We start from the raw sequence: 20321 nt of genomic DNA, 5'->3' as shown, positions 1-20321 counted from the left end.
GGCCACACGTCCGCGACGCCGCCCGCGCCGCTCCCATCTGCCGAACGCAAGTCCTGCCACAAGTGTTTCCTACCCCGGTTGCGGCGCGGTTGCGGGTAAGACACGCGGGCAGGCTTATCCGCCTCCGAATGCGAAACGGCGCCGCCGCTTCCGTTCGGAAGCAGACGGCGCCGTTCGGCGTCTAGATCCTCAGCTCACCAACCGCCGGTGGCGTCGAGGATGCCGTTGTGGGAGTTCCACAGCTCACCCTCCCAGTACTTCCACGAGTGGGTACCCGCGGCCGGGAAGTCGAACGTGGCCGGAATGCCGAGCGAGGCCAGGCGAGACTGGAACGCGCGGGTGTTCACCAGCGAGAGCGCCTCCAGCGCCATACCGTTGGCGGTGTTGAAGTAGCCGACCGCCGAGTTCGGGTTGTCGTACTGACCCGGCAGACCGCTGGCCGCCGAGATGTACATCGGCAGACCCCGCAGCTGCGGGGCGAACACGAACGGGTCCATCCGCAGCCACTGCGAACTCCACGGCGCGGCCATCGAGTCGACGTTGTAGCGGCCCGCGTCCAGCATGGCGATGCGGATCGCCTCACGCATGCCCGGCGCGGAGATGTTCAGGTAGCCGGAGTAGGACGCGGCGTACTTGAACTGGTCGCGGTGGTAGGCGGCCAGTGCCAGCGCGGCCGAGCCACCCATCGAGAGGCCGACAACCGCGTTGTTCGTGCGCGACACACCGTAGCCCTCGAGGAAGGCGGGGAGCTCCTTGGTCAGGAAGGTCTCCCACTTGTAGGTGGTCTTCTGGCCGTTGGTGTTGCTCGGGCTGTACCAGTCGGCATAGAAGCTCGACTGGCCGCCGACCGGCATGATCAGCGAGATGTTGTCGTTGCCGAACTGCTGGAGGGCGTTCGTCTCGAACGACCACGCATTGCGGTCGTCACGTGCCCGCAAGCCGTCGAGCAGGTACAGCGCCGCGTTGCCGCCGCGCGCCGCCCACTGGACCTGGACCTTGATCGGACCCATCTGTGACGGGACCATCAGATCCTCGAGGCCGCCCGACGGCGTCCGCAGCGCGGGGCCGTGCACCGGCGCGGCCAAGGCAACGGTCGGGCCCGTCACGCCTGCGGCGATCGGTAGCGCCAACGCCGCCGCACCGACAGCCAGAATTCGATTCCGCCAACCACGAGGGGTGCCTCGCCGTCCCGACTTGGTTCTCTTCGGCGCGGCCGCCCTGCCGAAACGCATGAATTCTGCTCTCTTTCTGCTGTTGTGGTGTCGCCCGTAGCCCTTGCGGGCCGGGCAACACCCGTGCTGCCAACGAGACGCGCGTCACATGCGAACCGGTACCCGACATTCCGGCACAAGAGACGGCGCTACAACGATCTGGTCACACTTGCGCTCGCTGGAGGTTATTCGACGTGCGAAGCCTTAGCAAGACCGGGGTATTCGAGTGGCCGAATTCCGCCCGTTCACAAGCTGTGATCGTGCGGAGACCCTATCGCGTTCGTGCGGAGATGTCGTGTCGGAACGGGAATTTCGGACAAAGATTAGGGGGTCACTAGGGAGTCCGAATCCTTGCGCCGGGTACCGGCCCAGATCCGGCACCATCTCGAGCACTTGGTCGGCCCAGTAGCGCCAGGCGCGCACACCGACCGCCGGGGTAGCGGAAGACCGCGTTCGTCGGGCCGCGGGAATCCACCCGAACCAGCCGCAGCGCCTCGCGCACAGCGGTCGCCGAAATATTTCAGGTGGCCCGAATACGAACCGGCATAGCGGAATTGGATTGCCCACCGACCGTAATGACAACGTTGATATTCCACTGCGGAGCATCCGGGAGATCTCGGGATCGATCTCCCACCCGCTCAGAACGTTGCGGGCGCGCGGTCCGTCGAGGCATCGACGATGCGCCGGGGATTGCCGTCAACCAGCCACCGGCAACTATTCCGCGCACTCCGCGAGCCGCATCGATTCGCCCCTTCGCCCGTGCGAGCACCATTGCTCGCCGCTGTCGCGCACGAGGATCGACACTCGATACCAATGCTCCCCGCACATCGAAGGTATCGGCGTTATCGCTCTTCAATAGACATGCTCGAACTGCGCCCGAGTCAAAAGCCGCCGCGATGTCGGATCGTGATGGGGTCCAGGGAATTGTCGGCGCGAACTCTTACCCCAACCTTCGCCGGGCATGCAGCGCCGAAACTCTCGAACCAGCGATCATCCGGCGAACCGTCGGGAAATGCGTCGATACGGACCAAGACAAAGCCGCCCGGTCCGTGCAACCGGGCGGCTTGTGCACCGCAACACATGCCCGCGCGGAGCGAGCGATTGTTCGTGGCGGCCGATAGCTCAGCCGATATTGGCGGACATATCCGGAATCATCCGATAGGCCTCGTCCTGCCAGTTGGTCCACGCATGCAAACCCGCGGGCGGGAACGAATACACCACGTTCTGCGCCCCCAACGACATCATGCGGACCTGAAATGCCCTGGTATTCGCCAAGGCGAGGGCCTCGAGCGGCGCACCCCTGATGACACGGTCCGCGGCCACCGGAAACGGAATGTTCACATCGTCGGACATCGGCAGCCCACTACCGGCGGCGACCCACACCCGGGTGCCGTTCCCGATCAAGCGCGGCGCGAAGACGAACGGATCCATCCGCAGCCACTGTGGGCCCCACGGCGGCGCCATCGAGTCCACGTTGTAGCCGCCCGCATCGACCATCGCCGTCCGAATCGCCTCCCGCATGCCCGGTGCCGAAATATTGAGGTAGCCCGAGAACGAACCGGCGAAGCTGAACTGATCGGGGTGATAGGCCGCCAGCGTCAGCGCGGCACTGCCACCCATCGACAGCCCGAACACACCATTGCGATTCGGATTGAAGCCCAAGCGATCCCGCAGTGCCGATCGCAATTGCTGGGTCAGGAACGTTTCCCAGTCGTAGCGATAGCTTTTCCCGGGCCCTGCCAGAAAGGCTTCCGTCACACCAGATCCGGTGGACGAACCCATCGAACCCGGCGTGACGCCGAAGAAGTTACTCGGCGCATTCCAGTCCGCGTAGAAGCTCGACATCCCGCCGACCGGCATGACCACGTTGATGTTCCAGCTCGCGAGGATCTCGGGGACGTTGGTCTCGATCTCCCAGCCATTGAGGGTTTCCGGCGCGCGCTGGCCGTCGAGCACGTAGACGACACGGTTGGTATTGCCGTCGGCCGCACGCAGCACCCGGCTCTTGATCGGACCCATCACCGGGGAATCGACCCAGAAGTCGAAGGCCGCCGGATCGAAGCCCGCCGATGCGATGGCGCCACTGCCCGCGATGGAGATCCCGAGCGGTAACAGCATTGCCGTCGCCACACCGAGCGCCCATTTCTTCGTCCAGGAAACCCTGGCCGCCCCGGCCGAGGAACTGGCCGAGCTTCCGGGCCTACGTTGCCAGCGCACACTTCGCATTCGACTCGACCTTTCGTCCGGACGGCCAGTCAGCAAATTTCAAGCAATTTCGACTGACCCCCTCATCGGGTGTAAGACGGCTAACCCCTGTCCAAAACGGACATTCCACCTGCATGCATGCCGCTCGTACATCAATCACCAGCAAATGCATCTATGTTGCTGGAAAGTGATCCACCCCACAACTACCGCAGGCATCCAGCAGCTGATTCGTTGTCAACGGGGGTTTCGGACGGATGCGAGCAAACAAAAAAAACCGCCTGGCGCGCGAACACACCAGGCGGTCAGCTCACCGCATTACCAGCCCCACTCGGAGCGAGTCTTACGAGCGACGTTCACGGCCCGCCGAAGGCGCGGCCAATCCTATTACCCGATATTGGCGGAGAGATCCGGGATCATGCGGTAGACCTCGGACTCCCAGTTGTGCCAGTTGTGGATGCCGACGGACGGGAAGCTGTAGGTGACATTCTGCGCGCCCAGCGTCGCCATCCGGACCTGGAAGGCCCGGGTGTTGACGAGTGCGAGCGCCTCCAGCGGCGTGCCCTGGATGACGTCGATCGGCGAGCTCGCGTCGGCCGGACCGGGCAGTGCGCTGCCGGCGGCCACCCAGAGCCTGGTGTTGTTCCGGATCAGCTGCGGCGCGAAGACGAACGGATCCATGCGCAGCCACTGCGGGCCCCACGGCGGCGCCATCGCGTCGATGTTGTAGCCGCCCGCGCTGATCATCGCGACGCGCAGCGCCTCACGCATACCCGGCGCGGAGATGTTCAGGTAGCCGGAGTACGAACCGGCATAGACGAATTGGTCCGGGTGGTAGGCCGAGAGCGTCAGCGCGGCGCTGCCGCCCATGGACAGGCCGAAGACACCGTTGCGGGTCGGGCTGAAGCCCAGGCGATCACGCAGGGCATTGCGCAGATCGCTGGTCAGGAAGGTCTCCCACTTGTAGGTGTTCGACTTGCCGAGGGTCTCGTTCCAACCCGAGGAGCCGGTCATCGCGGACCCGGAGGACGAACCGTTGGCCGAACCCGACGAACCGGTGCTCAGGCCGAGGAAGTTACCCGGCGCGTTCCAGTCCGCGTAGAAGCTGGACGGGCCGCCGACCGGCATGACGACATTGATATTCCACTTGGTCAGCTCACGGGCGACCTCGGTCTCGATCTCCCAGCCGCTCAGGTCACCGCGGGCCCGCATACCGTCCAGCGCGTAGACCACACGCCCGGTGTTGCCGTCCGCGGCGCGGAAGATCCGCGACTTGATCGGCCCCATGCTGGAGTCGACCCAGAAATCGAAACCGTCCGGGTTGAACGCAGCCGACGCGGAACCCGCCGGACCTGCTACTGACACCCCGAGCGGCAGCAAGATAGCCAGCGACATCAGCACCGACCGCTTGAGCCACGAACCGGCTCTACGGGTTTTCAGACGTCCATTTTGCGTCCTTCGCCCGATCACGCCTCGCATCTGTTTTTCGGCCTTTCGTTATGCGATCGAACTTCGACCGCGTCTCTACGTTGACCACTCGATGGGCCCATGTCGAATCGGACGCCCCGATGGGCGTTCCCACGTACCATATCGCGTCATCGATGCGGTGACGTTATCAAAAAGAGATAAAGCGATATGCGCCACGTTTATTTGCCCTGGTCAGTGAAAGAACTGAGCCCACGGAGATCCACGGGCCCAGTGTGACAGGAGTTGCGTCTTACCTTTGCGGTTGAGGATACGGATCCACCAGCCCGCACCGCTCGATCTCGTACTTCGGCACGCGATCGATCCGGTATTTCGCGAAGTGCAGTGCGTGGATCAGGTTGTGCTTGAAACGACCCCAGGTGAGCGGATCACGGTAGGAGATATTCAGTGCCACGGTGTCCGGGCAGCTCATGGCGGTACGCGCCTGGGTGACCCACTTCTCGTCCATGTACCACGGCATCCACGGATGCCGGTCGACCATTCCGGTATCCACCACGACCCAGTCCGGATACAGGCTCTTGTCGTGGCCGATCCGGCCGTCGGTGAGCCGGTCGGTGTGCGCGGCCAGCGGATAGGCCAGACCCATCTGGTCGATGACGCGCACGTCCAGTGGGACGTTCATGCTGGTCATGCCGAGATTGAGGAAGTAGACGGTATGCCCGGCGCCGCCGTCGGGAATCGGCTGCGGCGGGGGTGCGACGTACCAGAACATGAACGACGGCGAGTTCAGCAGCAGACCGCCGTCGGGGGTTTCGGCGATGTTGTTCACCATGGCCCGCACGCGCGGGTAGTCCATGTAGTCCTCGGCCAGGATCGGATGGTCGTGGCCGGTATTGAGGACGTAGTAGACGCGCTCGTCGACGATGCCGGAGGCACTGATCTTGGTGCCGGACTTGATGGCCGTGGTGTTGGCCGCGAACAGCGCCCAACCCGCGGTGCCGAGCAGCGCGAGCGTGATCACCGCGAAGGACCAGTCCTTCGCGGTCACCGCGCGCAGACCGCCCTCGGGCAGCCGGATCGGCACCACGGCGACCGGCAGCAGCAGGCAGAACAGCTGCGGCAGCAGCATCCGGCCGTGCATGAAGTCACCGCCGACGCGCAGGGCGTAGATCGTGAGGACGAATCCGCTGCCGAGCATGAGCGCGACCACCGCGCTCGGCGAGTGCAGCCATTCGCGGACCCGGCGCACCGTCCAGCCGCGCTCGTCGGTCGCCTTGCCGGCACGCGCCGATCGGCCCGCGACCACGCCGAGCACCAGCAGTACCAGCAGCGGCACCCACAGGTAGTACGGACCGACCAGATCCCAGAGGTATTTGAAGCCCTGCCCCCACTTGGCGCCGCCCGCATCCTTGGCGACCGCGGTATTCGGATAGGGCAGGCCGTAGTAGCCCATCCGCCAGACCTGATAGCACATCGGTACCAGTCCGGCGGTGGCAACGATCAAGCCGCGCAACACGATCGGATGCAGGCGGGACTGTGGCATCGGGGCCAGGAAGATCATCAGCAGCGACAAGGCGCCGACCAGCGTCATCTCCGGACGGACCAGCGGTGCGAGTCCGGCGAGAAAAACCAGCCCGAACAGCGCGGGCAGCTTCACCCGCTCGGTCTGACTCCAGCGCACCAGTTGCCACCACAGCAGGCCCAGCCAGCAGATGACCAGACCGCTCTCCAGACCGGAGGTGGCGTAGTCACGGGCGGGCGGCAGGGCGATGTAGACGAATACGCCCGCCGGCAGCAGCAGCGCCGATTTGGTGCCGCCCCACAGCCGTGCGGCGCCGAGCATGGCAAAGACGATCGCCAGCATCGACACCGTCAGCGCGACGCCGAGTACGACGTACTCCAGCCTGGCCCTGGTGAGCCAACTGAAGAACCACACCAGATAGGTCCATGCGGTACTGGTGTTGGTCTCGACGCGCTCGCCCTCGTTGAAGACCGGCCCGTTGCCCGCCAACAGATTCCGCACCGTGCGCAGCACGATGAGGCCGTCGTCGGCGATCCAACGTCGCTGCCAAGCGCCGACCGAGAATAGTGCGACGGTGAGCGCGATCCCACCGACGAAGGTGGCTCGGGATAGCCTGACGAACCGCAAGGCCGAACGAGCCGGCCCTTCGGCCGGCTCCTCCGTCACTTGTTCTGTTCGCTCCACTCCCTCTACCAGCAGTTCGTCAGGTGAGATAGACAGCGACACCTACCGCTCCGATCCAGGCGATTGCGAGGAACTGGAGGATGCGATCCCCCAGCGCGATCTCTTCGGGTTCACCGGCCTCGCCGCCATCGACGTCGACCGCGTAACGCAGGATTGCGATGGTAAACGGAATCATCGAGATTGCGAACCAGTTGGTGTGCTTGAGGCTGTCCTGTTGGAACGCCCACAGACCGTAGAACACCACCACCGCGGTTGCGGCGAGAGTCCAGATGAAGCGCAGATATGTCGGTGTGTAGTACTCCAGCGACTTGCGGATCTTGGCGCCGGTGCTCAGCGCGATCTGCAGTTCCGCGTAGCGCTTGCCCGCGGCCATGAACAGCGAGCCGAAAGCCATGATCAGCAGGAACCATTGCGACAGGTCGATATTCGCGGCCGCACCACCGGCAACCGCGCGCAGCAGGAAGCCGGAGGACACGATGCAGATGTCCAGCACCGCCTGGTGCTTGAGGCCGAAGCAGTAGGCCAGCTGGATGCCGATGTAGACGGTCATCACCACGGCCAGATGCCAGGAGGCCAGGAACGATCCGGCGATCGAGCCGACCAGCAGCACGACCGAGAGCAGGTAGGCCAGATTCACCGGGACCACGCCCGCGGCGATCGGGCGGTATCGCTTGGTCGGGTGCGCCCGGTCGGCCTCCACGTCGAGCGCATCGTTGACCAGGTAGATGCCCGAGGCCGCCATGCAGAAGACCACGAATGCCAGACCAACGTGACCGAGCACGGTCAGATCGGTGGCCGTATCCGGACCAGCGGCCAGCGGCGCGGCGAGCACCAGCACGTTCTTGACCCACTGACGCGGGCGGACCGCCTTGAACAGCCCGCCGGCCAGTGTCTTGGGCGGACCCTTGACTACTGCTTCGGCTAGGTCCGTGCTGGTCGGCTCTTCACTCATGTCAACGAAGGTCTTTTCTTGTGCGGTCACTATCGAGTCTCTTTTCGGCGGCAAGCACAACAGCGGCGGACGCGGCGCCGAGCGCGGAACCGGCGAGCACGTCGGAGGGATAGTGCACCCCGAGCACAACCCGGGAGAGCAACATCGGTGGGACGAGCACCGCAGGCAAGGGTAGCCCGGTCAGTCTGCCGAGCAACACCGCCGCTGCCGTGGTCGAGGTCGCGTGCGAGGACGGGAAGCTCAGCTTGCTCGGCGTCGAGACGTTGACCTGCACCGATGGATCATTGGGGCGCGGACGCCGGACGATGCGCTTGATGACGATCGATGCCGCGTGCGCGCCGACCGCGCCGACGGCGACCCCGGCCCACTGCCGCCGCCGCGGTTTGTCGACGAGCCAGCCCGCCGCCGCGATGCCGATCCAGCCGAGCGCGTGCTCACCGAAATGCGACATACCGCGTGCGGCCTTGATCACCTCGGGCTTGGTGCCGATGGTCGCCTGGACCGCGTTGATGATCTTTACCTCGGGCGGCTGCGGCGCCGACGGCACCGCCGATACCGGGCCGCCGTGACCGTTCGCACTCGAGTGCACCGCGGTGTTGTCGTCCGCGGCGGTGGCTTCCAGACTCACTACTGCTCATCCTTCGTATCGATACCGAAGATGTTCTCCCAAGCCGCCGTGCTGGTCAGCGTCGGGTGGGCGGCGCGGTAGCGCTGCTGCATCTCCGGGAAGCGGGCCGCCAACTCCTTGCGCAGCCGCATGGCCTCCTTGAATAGGCCGAGGGCCTGACGCGGATCGCGCTTACGGTAGACCACGCCGCGGCCGTCCGCGGTGGTAACGGTGACGCCGTCGATCTGCGAGAGCAGGAACCAACGGGCATCCAGCGTCGGCACATTCAGCTGCGGACGCTCGTGGTGCTCGGCATGTGCCGGGCGGAAGTTGTGCACGACGCCCTTGGCCAGGCGGACCACCTTGGCGATCGGATTCGCCGGTTCACCGACCGCGCCGACGCCGATGTGGCTGGCCAGCGGCAGTTCGGTGGACGACGGCAGGATGACCGCATCCGGGTACTGCTTGCGCATTTCGTGCACCACGCCGAGGGCGCTCGGCAGCAGTTGGAACAGTCGCTCCGGTCCGGCGAGGAAATCCTGGATCGCCAGATTCTGGATGGCGACCGTCGAATACTCCAGGCAGAGCAGGTGTTTCAGGGTCGCCTTGACGGTGTTGACGACCATGCCACGCCCGTTGCCCGGCATGTGCAGCGAGGCGACCACCAGGCGGTTGCGCAGGTGGAAGTACGCCTGCCAGTCGATCGCGTCGTCCTTGTCGCTCCAGGCCATATGCCAGACGGCGGCGCCGGGCAGGGTGACGGTGGAGTAGCCGTGATCGCGGGCGCGCAGCCCGTATTCGACGTCGTCCCACTTCAGGAACAGCGGCAGCGGCTGACCGATCTCCTCGGCGACCCGGCGCGGGATCACGCAGGTCCACCAGCCGTTGAAGTCGACGTCGATGCGCCGGTGCAGCAGCTTGGAGTTGTCGCGGTCCTTGAGCGGGTACTTCGAGAAGTCGTGGTCGTATTCGACATTCGGCGCGGAGGTCCACATGAAAATGCCGCGGTCGACGACCTCACCCATGCTGTGCAGGTGCGAGCGCTCCTGCAGGTTGAGCATCTGGCCGCCGACGAGCATGGGCGATTCGGCGAAGCGGGCGAAGGCCAGTGCGCGCAGGATCGAATCGGGTTCGATCTCGATATCGTCGTCCATGTAGACGATGTACTCGGCGTCGGTGGTCTTCAGCGCCTCGTACATGACCCGGCTGTAGCCGCCCGAACCGCCGAGGTTGGGCTGATTGCGAATGGCGAGCCGGTCGCCGAGCACCGCGGCGGCTTCGGCGAAGCCGGGCTCGTCGACCACCTTGCGGTTGCCCTGATCCGCGACGATGACCGCGGCGATCTTCTCCAGCACCAGCGGATCCGAGCCCAGCGCGCCAAGGGTTTTCACCAGATCGGTCGGCCGGTTGAAGGTCGGCATGCCGACCGCGATGGTGCCGTCACCGGGCGCCTCGACCGGCGCGTACCAACCGCCCGCGAGCAGCGTGACTGCCGTATCGGTGGTGATGTCGAACCAGATCCAGCCGCCGTCCTCGAACGGGCCGAGATCGGTCTCGAATTCCACGTGCACCGATTCGGTGCCGGGCGCGACCGCGAATTCCTTGCCCTGCACGTGGATTCGCGAGCCGTCCGCCTTCGAGCGGTAGACGTCCACGCGTCCGTGTCCGGCGAGTTCCAGCCGCAGCACCACCGACTTCAGGATGCTCCAGCGCCGCCAGTAGCTCGCGGGCAGCGCATTGAAGTAGGTGCAGAACGACACCTCCGACTCCGCGCCCACCGACAGCGAGGTGCGAGTGGTGGCGTGCGCGCGCCGGGCGTTGGTCGGCGATTCCTCCAGGTAGAGGGTGCGCACGTCCAGCGGTTCACCCGGCCGGGGCAGGATGATGCGCTGCAGCAGCGACTTCGCGCGGGTTTCGGTGGTCATATCTTCCAGGATCGATTGGGAGGTCATTCGTCGCTTTCAGCGTCAGTGCGGGACACCCGCACCCGGTCGGCTTCGATGAGCGGGGCTTCGCCAGTGTCGCTCATCTACGCCTCCTGGTCCGAAAGAGGTTCGCCCGACTCCAGGTGCGGCCGCAGGACATTGTCGAACATGCTGAGCGCGCTGCCGATCGCCATATGCATATCCAGGTATTGGTAGGTGCCGAGGCGACCACCGAAAAGCACCTTCGCCGCTGCGGTTTCCTTCTTCGCCAGCGCCCGGTACGCGGCGAGCTTGGCGCGGTCCTCCGGTGTGTTGATCGGGTAGTACGGCTCGTCACCGGTCTGCGCGAAACGGGAGAATTCGCGCATGATCACGGTCTTGTCGTTCGGGTAGCTCTCGCGCTCCGGGTGGAAGTGCCGCGGTTCGATAATCCGGGTGTAGGGCACATCCGAATCGTTGTAGTTCATCACCGAGGTGCCCTGGAAGTCACCGGTTTCGAGCACTTCGGTCTCGAAATCGATGGTGCGCCAGCCGAGTTCGCCCTCGCTGTAGTCGAAGTAGCGGTCCACCGGGCCGGTGTAGACGACCGGGGCGTCCGGGTTCTCGGCGCGGATCTGCTCGCGCACGTCGAACCAGTCGGTGTTCAGCCGTACCTCGACGAGCTCGGAGGCGGCCATATTCTCCAGCCACTTCGTGTAGCCCTCTTTGGGCAGACCCTCGTAGGTGTCGTTGAAGTAGCGGTTGTCGAAGGTGTAGCGCACCGGCAGGCGGGTGATATTGCCCGCGGGCAGTTCCTTCGGATCGGTCTGCCACTGCTTGGCGGTGTAGTCGCGCACGAACGCCTCGTAAAGCGGACGGCCGATCAGCGAGATCGCCTTCTCCTCGAGGTTCTGCGCGTCCTTGGTCTCGACCTCCGAGGCCTGTTCGGCGATCAGCTTGCGCGCCTCCTCGGGCGTGAAGTAGCGGCCGAAGAACTGGGAGATCAGACCGAGGCCCATCGGGAACTGATAGGCCTGCCCCTTGTGCATCGCGAAGACCCGATGCTGGTAGCCGGTGAATTCGGTGAACTGGGTCACGTAATCCCAGACCCGCTTGTTCGAGGTGTGGAACAGGTGCGCCCCGTACTTGTGCACCTCGATCCCGGTCTGCGGCTCCGGCTCCGAATAGGCGTTGCCGCCGAGGTGATAGCGGCGATCGATCACCAACACCCGTTTGCCGAGCAGATTGGCGGCGCGCTCGGCGACGGTCAGCCCGAAGAATCCGGAGCCGACGACGATCAGATCGAACTGTGAGGCGGAGTATGCGGAGTTACCCGGGGACGATGCGACGGTCACGGGTGCCCAGCGTATCGGAAGTCCGCGCGCGGGCCGGGTGGAGTCGCGACCTGCGCGCTCTCGGCGGCGGATGCCATCGGGATTTCTCCTGGTGTTCGCCGAAACGAATACGCCGCCGCAACAAAGCCGCTATTGCATTCGGACGCGAACTGATCACATGTCCAGTTCGTCGCCTCGCATTGGTTCGGCGACTGCACCGACGCCGACTTTCTCGAGCGACCTGCAAGCAGTCGCCAGCGACCCGACCTGATGATGCGGAAATTCCATCTCCGGTTCCTCGCCCTGTTCGCGGTGCTGGGGGCGGCCGTAGGCGTCCCGTCACCCGCGAACGCGGCGGAGTTCGACTCGCTGGCAGCTACACCTGTTGCGGACACGGTGTGCGAGACCGGTGCACCGACCTTCGACGACATCGTCACCGCCGCCGCGCTGCGGACGGCGGTGCCGGGCGAGCAGGTCGCCGCCTTCGACCGTCAGGTCGCCGATTTCCGCGGCACCATCGCCGCGGCGCGGGCTGCCGGTTGCACCGTCGACGGTGAACGAGCGCGCCGAATTCCTCGAGCCGGGCTGAATGCCGGGGCCGAGTCGCCGCGAGATTTTCTGCGCGATAACCGGGTCGCGACGCCGGCGCTGCTGCGCCGGACCGAGGAACCGGGGCCGAACATCGATGCGCTCGATAAGCGCCCGTTCACATCGCCATACCCACGTCTATGCCCATGCGCCGCACCGCCTTCGCCTTCGTCCGTATCAGCGCCGCGCGCGGACCGCGTGCGATATCTCGGGCGCGGCGGCCCACGGTATCCATCAGCTCCGCCGCGGGCACGACCTCCGCGACCAGGCCGATGCGCAGCGCCTCGGCGGCATCGATGCGTCGGCCCGACAGCGTGAGATAGCGCGCGGCCGCGCCGCCGACCAGCTCGGCCAACGGGCGGTAGAGCTACTCCGGAAAGCCGATATCCGACTCGACGGCGTCGCGGTCGGTGTACATGCGCCAATAGTGGTCGCCCAGTTCGTCATTGGTCATGCGGACGATCTCGAGTCCGGCCGGGAACAGTTCCGGCTGCTCGTCGACCAGGCGCTCGGCCTTGCTGTTGCCGATCAGTGCGCCGATATTGAGCAGGCCGACATAGACGCCGGTGCCTTGCAGTTCGATCGCGAGCTGGCGAATGTAGGTGCGCTGCGCGCCGAGTGCAACTCCGAAATTGGACAGATACGGGACCGGATACCTGTCGGAGTACCCGGACGAAAACAGCAGTGCCCCTTCGCCGCGCTCGATCATCGCGGGCGCGAGCGCGCGGGTCATCCAGATCGGTGAGTAGACCTTCAATTCCAGCGGGACGCGCAGGTTGGCGGCGTCGACATCGAGTGTGGTCGGGATGCGATCGACCGCATCGCCCGCCGCGCCGTGCATCGCGACGTCGATCTGCCCGAACTTGTCGGTGATGTCATCGACCACGCTGTACAGCTGCTTTTCATCGGTGAGATCAGCCGGGAAGACCGCGGCCTCGATGCCCTCGGCGGCCAGCTCCGCGACATGTCCGCGGGCCTTCTCGGGATTCCGTCCGATGACCGCCACTCGGAATCCTTCCCGGCCGAACCGCCGTCCAGTCCCCATGCCGAGCCCAGGCCCGAAGCCGAATATCGCGATCGTCTTGGTCATACTTCCTCGCTAAGTTGAGCAGTGGTTCAAGTTAGCGTCGACGGTAGCATTAAGTTGAACCTATGCTCAAGATAAATTCGGTGGCGGATTTGTAGGATCGGCGAATGCCTGTGGACAAGCCGTTACGCAGCGACGCCCAACGCAACCGGGACGCGCTCGTCAACGCCGCCCGCGAGGTGTTCGAGGAACGCGGCCTGGACGCACCGCTCAAGGAAATCGCCGCCCGCGCCGGCGTGGCCATCGGCACGCTCTATAACCGCTTCCCCACCCGCGACGACCTCATCGCCGCCGCCGTCGAGGACCGCATCGAAGCGGGCGGCCGCATCGCCCGGGAGGCGATCGAAATCCAGGACCCCTGGGACGCTTTCGTCTACCTGGTCGAGAAGGTCTGTGAACTCCAGGCCGCCGACCGCCTACTCAGCGACCTCGCCCTACGCGGCGCCCCCAGCCCCGCGATCGCGCGCGCCCAGGAAGACGGCCACGGGCTGATGCGTCAAATCATCACCCGCGCACAGGAATCCGGCGCCCTACGCCCCGACTGGGTCCTGGAAGACATAGCCTTCATCACCTGGTCCCACACCCGCATCATCGAAGCCACCGCCAAAATCGCCCCCCAAGCCTGGCGCCGCCACCTCGCCCTCGTCCTGGACGGCCTCCGAGCCACCGCCGCCCACCCCCTCCCGGTACCCCCCATCACCGAGGATCAACTGATGCAGGCGCTCCAGGGTTAGCGCCCGCCCGAGGCGCTTCGTCCGGAGTACGTCAGTGCGGCCGAAACAACCTGTGGGCCAAGTTCACTGATACGGATACGATGTTTGCCCAGCAGGAGGCTGCTGCGGATAGGGGTACTGCCCGGGCTGATATGCGGACGGCTGATAGGGATCCGGTGCCGGCTGGCCATACGGCGCGGGCTGAGCATAGGGCGTTGCCGTCGGCGGCACGGGCTGACCGTACGGCGCGGGTTGCGCATACGGCTGAATCGGCTGACCGTACGGCATCGGCAACGGCGGGTGACGGCGCTCGGCGATCCAGCGGCCGGTCGAGCCAACCGCAGCAAGTGCCATGGTGGTCAGTATGAGCATGGCGGCGAGTGCCGACCTAGGAGTGAACACCCCGAACATTGCCACCCCCACCGCCATGTCGGCCAAGGCCGAGCCGCATCCGAGGAGCACCATCACTCGACCGATGGCAAGACGACACAGCAGCAGGAAGCCGCCCACAACCAGCAGGAACGCGATGACTCCGGCTGCGACCGTGGCAAATTGAACCTTGCCCGAAGCCGCACCGAGAATATTGGAATCATGCGCCATGAACGCCGCGATCCCCACCGCGTTCCAGCCCCCGGCAACCAATGCGAAAAGGCCTGCGGTGATTGCGGAGCGACCGCTCTCGGGCTGCTGCGGATAGCCGAACGGTGGTTGCTGACCGTAACCCGGATGTCCGGATTGACCGTATGGATAACCCAACGAAATCGCCCTCCCTTCGATCGCGAAACTGTACCGCGCCGTAGGGGTTTCGTTCGACGCGAGCGCGGTCAGTAGGTCAGCGCGGGGCGGGACGGGCGGGTGGGGCGGGCGGCGGTCCAGCGGGCGGCGTTCTCGTTGGCGCACAGGACGAGGATGAGGATGGGTTGGATGAGGTCTAGAGCAGTGCGGAGCAGGTTTTCCTGGATCAGCGCGGTCATCTGGCCGACCAGGCCGAAGAAGGGGGACACCCAAAGCGGGTGGTCGGCGGTGGACCACCAGAAGATGCCGAGGCCGAATTCGTAATCGGTGAGCGAAACGGCAAGTCCGACAACGCCGATCGCGAGCGAAAGACCGGACGCGACGATCAGAGTATAGCGCCCGGTCTCGTCCTGACGCCAGAGCTGGACACCGCCGAAGATCATGACAGCGGCCATCAGCGCCGCGCCGAACGTGGTGAAGATGACGAGCGAATTGTCGAACCGGCCTCGATTGTCGATGAAATCGACGACCAGCACCGTGCCCCCGACCAGGCTCCCCAACCCATACAGCACCGCAAACGCCGCGCCGGTCTGCGCGGCCACCCCGCTCGGCGGCCGATCCCCACTCCGGTAAAGCATCGTCGACACTCCTCCCCACCTAGTTGTGGACGATTCGATCCTACGGCCGCCGTACCGGACCCGGTCGAGATGTCGATTCGGCGGCGATCCAGCGGCCGGTCGACGGCACAGCGGCAAGGATGAGCGGAGCCAGCGGTGGAAACATCAGCATGAGCGCGAGCGGCTCAACGGTATCCACCGCCTGAGCAATTGTGAATATCAGGCTGAGCACGGACGCGACGATTACCAGCACCCGTCCGGCGGTGGTGCGAAGGAACAGCAGTGCCGCGGCCGACAACCAGACCAACGCGGCCACACCGCTGCTCGCCACGACGAAGTACAACTCGCCGGATCGATACTGCCGGTCTACCTCCGTGACCGCGAACATGCCCGCTGACAAGGTGCCGAATGCCAACAACAATCCGACGATCAGCGATATCGCCGCTGCGGCGATCGCGGTGCCGCTATTCGGTATCGGCTCGGGACGACCGAACGCGGGCGGCGGTAGCTGGGGCCCCGGTCCCCCATACGGATAGCCCATCGAAATCCCCTCCTCATTTTCGATCGCGAATTCTATCGCGCCGCAACCAGTTCGGCCGCCCGGCGAACTGCGGGTAGGGCGTCCGCTGGATGCGGGCGCCCTACCTTGTTGTTACCGCAGGTTGGCCTCGGCGTACGCCTTCATCGCGTCGCGCACGAATTCGGTTGTACCGTCGCCGTGTACGTCGTAGTTGGCCGCGAAACGCGGGTCGGCGACGTACATTTCGCCGAGTCCGGTGAAGTACTCGTACGACGGGCGGCCCTGCGAACCGACCCCCAACCAGTCGTAGTGCCGCGCGACGATGGCCTGGACCTCGTCGCTGTCCGGGGCGAGTCCGGCGGCGTGCGCCCGGCCGTAGTCGGCGGCGATATCCAGGTGGGTCTGGAAGTACGCCTTCTTATCCGCCTCGCTGAGCGAGCGCCACCAGCGGTCGCCGCTTTCGTAGGCGTCCTTGCCCCAGCGTTCGATCACCTCATCCTTGTACCGAGTGTGGTCGAAACCGTCGAAAACCTCTGCTGCCATGAGTTGTTCACCTCGTTCCGTCTTGTGCAGCGTGGTGGTCACCGACTCGATCTGGCGCCGGATCCGATCCTGTTCCTGCCGAAGCAGTTCCAGGTGCGCGCGCAGCGCGGCGGCGGTGTCCTGTTCGCCCGCGAGAACTTCGGCGATGACCGGAAGGCCGAGGCCGAGTTCTCGGAGCAGCAGGATGCGTTGCAGCCGAACCAGGGAGTCCTGGTCGTAGTAGCGGTAGCCGTTGGCGCCGATCCGGCTCGGCGGCAGCAGCCCGAGCTGCCCGTAGTGGCGCAGCGTTCGGCTGGTGGTACCGGCCGCCTTGGCCAGATCCTGGATGGACCATTCGGTGCCCGTTCGCATGACCTGTTCTCCCTTCTTTCTCGTCGGTACAACCAGCTTGCAAGTTGACGTTACGTCAAGGTCAACCCTTTAATGTACGTCCACCGATACCCGAGGTGTCACCACGGCAGGTTCGATCCGCGGCTTTGCGGCCACCTGACCGAGCAGCGTGCCGCCGAGCGCGATACCGAGTCCGACCACCTGCAGCGGGCTCAACGCTTGACCGAGCGCGATCCACCCGATCACAGCCGCCGATACCGGGCTGAGCAGTCCGAGGAAGGCGACCGAAGTCGCCGGCACCTTGGCGATGCCGCGGAACCAGAGGAAGTACGCCAGCGCGGTACCGATGACGCCGAGGTAGAGGTAACCGCCGACGGCCCGGCCGTCGAGTGCGGGCGGCGCACCCTCGATCAGGAAGGCGAGCGGTGCGATGAACAGGCCGCCCGCGGTGAGCTGCCAGCCGGTGATCGCGAGCGGTCCGACACCCTCGGGTCGACCCCAGCGCTGAGTGAGCACCGTGCCCATCGCCATGGACGCCGCACCCGCGAGTCCGGCGATCACACCGACCGTATCGAGTTGCGCATTGGCGCGCAGCACCACAAGTGCGACCCCGAAGACACCGATCAGGCCCGCGATCACCTTGCGCCCGTTGGGTTTTTCGGCGAGCACGACTGTTGCGAAGGCCAGCGCGAACATCGGTGCGACCGCACCCAGAACACCGGCGACACCGCCGGGCAGCCGGTACGCGGCGAGGAACAGCAGCGGGAAGAACGCGCCGATATTGAGGACACCGAGGGCAGCGGCGCGCCCGAGCCAGACCCCGCGCGGCAGCACGCGGGTGATGGCGAGCAGCGCGAGCCCGGCAGGCAGGGCGCGCATCAGCGCGGTGAAGAGCGGACGGTCCGGCGGCAGGAATTCGGTGGTCACGGCGTAGGTGGAGCCCCATGCGATCGGGGCGAGTGCGGCGAGCGCCAGGGTGCCGGCGTACGAGTCACGCGCGGCGGTGGTTGTTGTCATGTCGGTCGCTCCTCATTGATAATCTCAACGTTGAAATATCTACTCGGCGGGATACCTCACCGTCAAGTAGATTAATGTTGAGATAATCACTATCGAGAGGAACGCCGTGGCCGACGCGATCGATCTGTTCACCGCGCACTGGAACCGGGAACGGCCGGACGTCGACGTGTCACCGATGGCGGTGATCGGGCGCATCCAGCGGCTCTCCCGCCTGCTGGAACAGGACCTGAAGAAGTTCTTCGCCGGACACGGACTGGAGTTCTGGGAGTTCGACATGCTCGCAACCCTGCGTCGCTCCGGTGGCGCCGACGGACTCACCGCGGGCGCGCTCAACCAGGTCGCCATGCTCACCTCGGGCGCCATCACCAACCGCATCGACCGCCTCGTAGCCAAGGGCCTCGTCGAGCGCGCACCCTGCCCAGAGGATCGCAGAGCAATCCGCGTCCAACTCACCGCCACCGGCCGCACCCTGATCGACGACCTACTGCCCTTGCACATGGCGAACGAGCAGCGCCTCCTCGCCGCACTCGATCAGCAGGACCGCGGTCACCTCGCCGATCTGCTGCGAACCCTGACCGAATCGCTGGGCGATACCGCGTCGTCCTGATTCGACGACTGTCCGATTACGCCACCGACAACTACTGCCGCGAGTCCACAAACGCGCGTAAGGCGACTAGAGCTCTACGGTCGGCTCCGATTCCTCGCTCGTCGGCGCGGCCGAGGGGATCGCGGGAGCGCGTGGGGGTGGCGGGGTTGGGGTCGATGCGGTGGTCGGGGCGACGGTCGTTCCGGGCGGGGCGTTGCCGCCGGGCACCGCGCTCTCGGGCGATATGTTGCCGCCCGGCAGCACACTCGCGGGCGCGACATCGGCGGGCACGGCGTTCGAGCCACCGGGCAGTGCGCTCTCGGGTGAGCTGTTCACGCCGGGCGGTACCGCACTTCGAGGCGGCGCGCTTTCGGGCACGCCATTCGCAGCACCGGGCAGTGCGCCCTCCGGTGTGCCATTCGCGCCGGGCGGTACGGCATGCTCGTTACTGCCCGGCGGCACGGTGCCGCCCGGCTTGCCCTCGTGCGTATCCGGCACCAGCTGCATCAACGTCGTGAAGTCGACGACCTGGGCACCGAGCGTCGGCGTCGCGATGATGACGCCGTTGGTGAAAAGTCGGTAGGTACCGGCATTTTGGGGTAGCGCCATTTCCGGGCCGAGCGGCCGGCCGACCGCGCTGCTCGCGCCGCCGATCCGGCGATATTCGGCATCGATCGGGGATTCGGCGACGAGGGTCTGCTTGCGGGGATCCACCGGATTACCCGCACCGACCACCGGGGTGCCGAGTTCGGCGGGCGTCGGTCCGACATCGAAGGCGTAGATATCGGCCGGTTCCCCACCGTCGGGTGCGGAGGAGTACTCCGAACGCAGGATTCGGCCGTCCCGCAAAAGCACCGTCCCCGCGGTCGATGCAATGGCAGCGGCCGCGCGCGGATCCTCCTTGGCCGTGCCGGGATACTCCTGGCAGTCGGTGGTATCGCAAGTCTGCGCGTAAGGGTAGCGGCGCTCGGCCAGCGCGTACGAACGTGCCGCGATCGCTTGTGCGCGAAGGGCTTCCGTCGCTCCCTTGTCAGCCCAGTTGGCCTGTACCTCCGCCGGGACGACACCGAGCAGATAGTCCTCGACGTCGACGCGGTTCACCGTGCGCGCCTCACCGTTTTCCATGGCGACACCGAGCGAGCCGCGATATGCCGAACCACCGCACAGCGTCAGATGTTCGGCGGCGGGACGGTTGGGCCGCGGGTTGAGCGGATAGATCCATGGGTCGGCGGTCGCCCGCTGCCACAGCACCTCACCGTCACAGCCCATCGTGACAACCACATTCGCGCCGCCGCCGGGCAGCGCGGTGAGATGCGCGACCTGGCCGCGCGGCAGCATTTGGCCCGCGACTCGCAATCCGGCGTCGGCATAGGCGTCCAGCGTCGAGTCGTCCTGGGCGGACAGCCGCACTCCGACGGTGGTCGCCGAGATTTTGCTGAGCGTCGCGCCCGGGTAGTAGTGATCGAGAATGCGTTCGGCAGCCCAGCCTTCCAGGGCACTGTCGAACGCCCCGACCTGACTCATACCGCGCCCATGGCCCGGTCCCGCCAACGGACGGACGAGGGCGTCGGTCGGCCAGACCCAGAATGCGAGTACTGTGCCGGCCAGCACGGCCGCACCACCGGTGACCAGCACCGGACGGATGGAAGTCGGAGTTCCCGATATCCGTCGCCCGCCAATTCGTCCGCGTGGCGCACTCGTTTTCACCCGCAATTTTCGCTCCCCCCGCGTCGTGTCATTCCGG

Annotated in this window: 18 protein-coding genes; 2 read left to right on the top strand and 16 right to left on the bottom strand. The window is 65.7% G+C overall.

The genetic code is table 11. From position 1 onward, the window contains the following. Nucleotides 1-194: 194 nt before the first annotated feature. The 10 genes from ACIBW7_RS03130 to ACIBW7_RS03085 form a co-directional block, all read right to left on the bottom strand. Nucleotides 195-1232: an alpha/beta hydrolase gene (locus ACIBW7_RS03130; RefSeq protein ID WP_387295843.1), complete on the bottom strand. Its 1038-nt coding sequence runs from the start codon at nt 1230-1232 to the stop codon at nt 195-197. A gap of 1101 nt (nt 1233-2333) precedes the next feature. After that, complete coding sequence (locus tag ACIBW7_RS03125) at nt 2334-3437, bottom strand: alpha/beta hydrolase (protein ID WP_397043525.1); 1104 nt, start codon at nt 3435-3437, stop codon at nt 2334-2336. A gap of 363 nt (nt 3438-3800) precedes the next feature. Then, nucleotides 3801-4892: an alpha/beta hydrolase gene (locus ACIBW7_RS03120; protein WP_397043523.1), complete on the bottom strand. Its 1092-nt coding sequence runs from the start codon at nt 4890-4892 to the stop codon at nt 3801-3803. 238 nt (nt 4893-5130) lie between these two features. Further along, entirely contained in the window at nt 5131-7056 is a 1926-nt protein-coding gene (gene zomB / locus ACIBW7_RS03115; protein ID WP_397044161.1) for a flagellar motor control protein ZomB, read from the bottom strand. A 7-nt stretch (nt 7057-7063) separates the two neighbouring features. Then, entirely contained in the window at nt 7064-7996 is a 933-nt protein-coding gene (locus ACIBW7_RS03110) for a decaprenyl-phosphate phosphoribosyltransferase (RefSeq protein WP_397043521.1), read from the bottom strand. 1 nt (nt 7997) lies between these two features. Then, on the bottom strand, nt 7998-8543 hold the full coding sequence (locus ACIBW7_RS03105) for a phosphatase PAP2 family protein (RefSeq protein WP_397044159.1): 546 nt from the start codon (nt 8541-8543) through the stop codon (nt 7998-8000). Nucleotides 8544-8623: 80 nt separating this feature from the next. After that, complete coding sequence (locus tag ACIBW7_RS03100) at nt 8624-10555, bottom strand: glycosyltransferase (protein WP_397043519.1); 1932 nt, start codon at nt 10553-10555, stop codon at nt 8624-8626. A gap of 77 nt (nt 10556-10632) precedes the next feature. Further along, nucleotides 10633-11862: a UDP-galactopyranose mutase gene (gene glf / locus ACIBW7_RS03095; RefSeq protein WP_397043516.1), complete on the bottom strand. Its 1230-nt coding sequence runs from the start codon at nt 11860-11862 to the stop codon at nt 10633-10635. 685 nt (nt 11863-12547) lie between these two features. After that, on the bottom strand, nt 12548-12784 hold the full coding sequence (locus ACIBW7_RS03090) for an enoyl-CoA hydratase/isomerase family protein (RefSeq protein ID WP_397043514.1): 237 nt from the start codon (nt 12782-12784) through the stop codon (nt 12548-12550). A 12-nt stretch (nt 12785-12796) separates the two neighbouring features. Beyond that, nucleotides 12797-13519: an SDR family NAD(P)-dependent oxidoreductase gene (locus ACIBW7_RS03085; protein ID WP_397043512.1), complete on the bottom strand. Its 723-nt coding sequence runs from the start codon at nt 13517-13519 to the stop codon at nt 12797-12799. 104 nt (nt 13520-13623) lie between these two features. On the opposite strand from ACIBW7_RS03085, the gene ACIBW7_RS03080 reads away from it, so the two are divergent. Next, complete coding sequence (locus ACIBW7_RS03080) at nt 13624-14250, top strand: TetR/AcrR family transcriptional regulator (RefSeq protein ID WP_397043510.1); 627 nt, start codon at nt 13624-13626, stop codon at nt 14248-14250. 63 nt (nt 14251-14313) lie between these two features. Here the strand turns inward: ACIBW7_RS03080 and ACIBW7_RS03075 are convergent, their stop codons facing one another. The 5 genes from ACIBW7_RS03075 to ACIBW7_RS03055 form a co-directional block, all read right to left on the bottom strand. Continuing rightward, nucleotides 14314-14829 carry a hypothetical protein gene (locus tag ACIBW7_RS03075; protein WP_397043508.1) on the bottom strand — a complete coding sequence of 172 codons (516 nt, stop codon included), beginning with the start codon at nt 14827-14829 and terminating at the stop codon, nt 14314-14316. Nucleotides 14830-15053: 224 nt separating this feature from the next. Beyond that, on the bottom strand, nt 15054-15566 hold the full coding sequence (locus tag ACIBW7_RS03070) for a hypothetical protein (protein WP_397043505.1): 513 nt from the start codon (nt 15564-15566) through the stop codon (nt 15054-15056). 76 nt (nt 15567-15642) lie between these two features. Further along, nucleotides 15643-16122: a hypothetical protein gene (locus ACIBW7_RS03065; protein WP_397043503.1), complete on the bottom strand. Its 480-nt coding sequence runs from the start codon at nt 16120-16122 to the stop codon at nt 15643-15645. A gap of 111 nt (nt 16123-16233) precedes the next feature. After that, nucleotides 16234-16995: a MerR family transcriptional regulator gene (locus ACIBW7_RS03060; RefSeq protein ID WP_397043501.1), complete on the bottom strand. Its 762-nt coding sequence runs from the start codon at nt 16993-16995 to the stop codon at nt 16234-16236. Nucleotides 16996-17064: 69 nt separating this feature from the next. Beyond that, the gene (locus tag ACIBW7_RS03055; RefSeq protein ID WP_397043499.1) at nt 17065-17991 is read right to left on the bottom strand and encodes an EamA family transporter; all 927 of its coding nucleotides are present in this window, start codon (nt 17989-17991) and stop codon (nt 17065-17067) included. Between the two features lie 106 nt (nt 17992-18097). Between ACIBW7_RS03055 and ACIBW7_RS03050 the strand changes: the two genes are divergently transcribed. Further along, complete coding sequence (locus tag ACIBW7_RS03050; RefSeq protein ID WP_397043497.1) at nt 18098-18598, top strand: MarR family winged helix-turn-helix transcriptional regulator; 501 nt, start codon at nt 18098-18100, stop codon at nt 18596-18598. Nucleotides 18599-18664: 66 nt separating this feature from the next. Here ACIBW7_RS03050 and ACIBW7_RS03045 read toward each other — a convergent pair whose 3' ends face one another. Then, complete coding sequence (locus ACIBW7_RS03045) at nt 18665-20212, bottom strand: SpoIID/LytB domain-containing protein (protein ID WP_397043495.1); 1548 nt, start codon at nt 20210-20212, stop codon at nt 18665-18667. Between the last annotated feature and the right edge of the window lie 109 nt (nt 20213-20321).

Source organism: Nocardia sp. NPDC049526, assembly GCF_044465765.1.
Classification (GTDB): domain Bacteria; phylum Actinomycetota; class Actinomycetes; order Mycobacteriales; family Mycobacteriaceae; genus Nocardia.
Note: the sequence above shows the minus strand (reverse complement) of the source record. Positions and strands in the feature narration are given on the sequence as shown.

What these genes read in the sequence shown, in the direction of transcription:
- ACIBW7_RS03130 (WP_387295843.1), bottom strand. Translation starts at nt 1,232, where the DNA reads ATGCGTTTCGGCAGGGCGGCCGCGCCGAAGAGAACCAAGTCGGGACGG.
- ACIBW7_RS03125 (WP_397043525.1), bottom strand. Translation starts at nt 3,437, where the DNA reads ATGCGAAGTGTGCGCTGGCAACGTAGGCCCGGAAGCTCGGCCAGTTCC.
- ACIBW7_RS03120 (WP_397043523.1), bottom strand. Translation starts at nt 4,892, where the DNA reads ATGCGAGGCGTGATCGGGCGAAGGACGCAAAATGGACGTCTGAAAACC.
- ACIBW7_RS03110 (WP_397043521.1), bottom strand. Translation starts at nt 7,996, where the DNA reads ATGAGTGAAGAGCCGACCAGCACGGACCTAGCCGAAGCAGTAGTCAAG.
- ACIBW7_RS03100 (WP_397043519.1), bottom strand. Translation starts at nt 10,555, where the DNA reads ATGACCTCCCAATCGATCCTGGAAGATATGACCACCGAAACCCGCGCG.
- ACIBW7_RS03085 (WP_397043512.1), bottom strand. Translation starts at nt 13,519, where the DNA reads ATGACCAAGACGATCGCGATATTCGGCTTCGGGCCTGGGCTCGGCATG.
- ACIBW7_RS03080 (WP_397043510.1), top strand. Translation starts at nt 13,624, where the DNA reads ATGCCTGTGGACAAGCCGTTACGCAGCGACGCCCAACGCAACCGGGAC.
- ACIBW7_RS03075 (WP_397043508.1), bottom strand. Translation starts at nt 14,829, where the DNA reads ATGGCGCATGATTCCAATATTCTCGGTGCGGCTTCGGGCAAGGTTCAA.
- ACIBW7_RS03065 (WP_397043503.1), bottom strand. Translation starts at nt 16,122, where the DNA reads ATGGGCTATCCGTATGGGGGACCGGGGCCCCAGCTACCGCCGCCCGCG.
- ACIBW7_RS03060 (WP_397043501.1), bottom strand. Translation starts at nt 16,995, where the DNA reads ATGCGAACGGGCACCGAATGGTCCATCCAGGATCTGGCCAAGGCGGCC.
- ACIBW7_RS03055 (WP_397043499.1), bottom strand. Translation starts at nt 17,991, where the DNA reads ATGACAACAACCACCGCCGCGCGTGACTCGTACGCCGGCACCCTGGCG.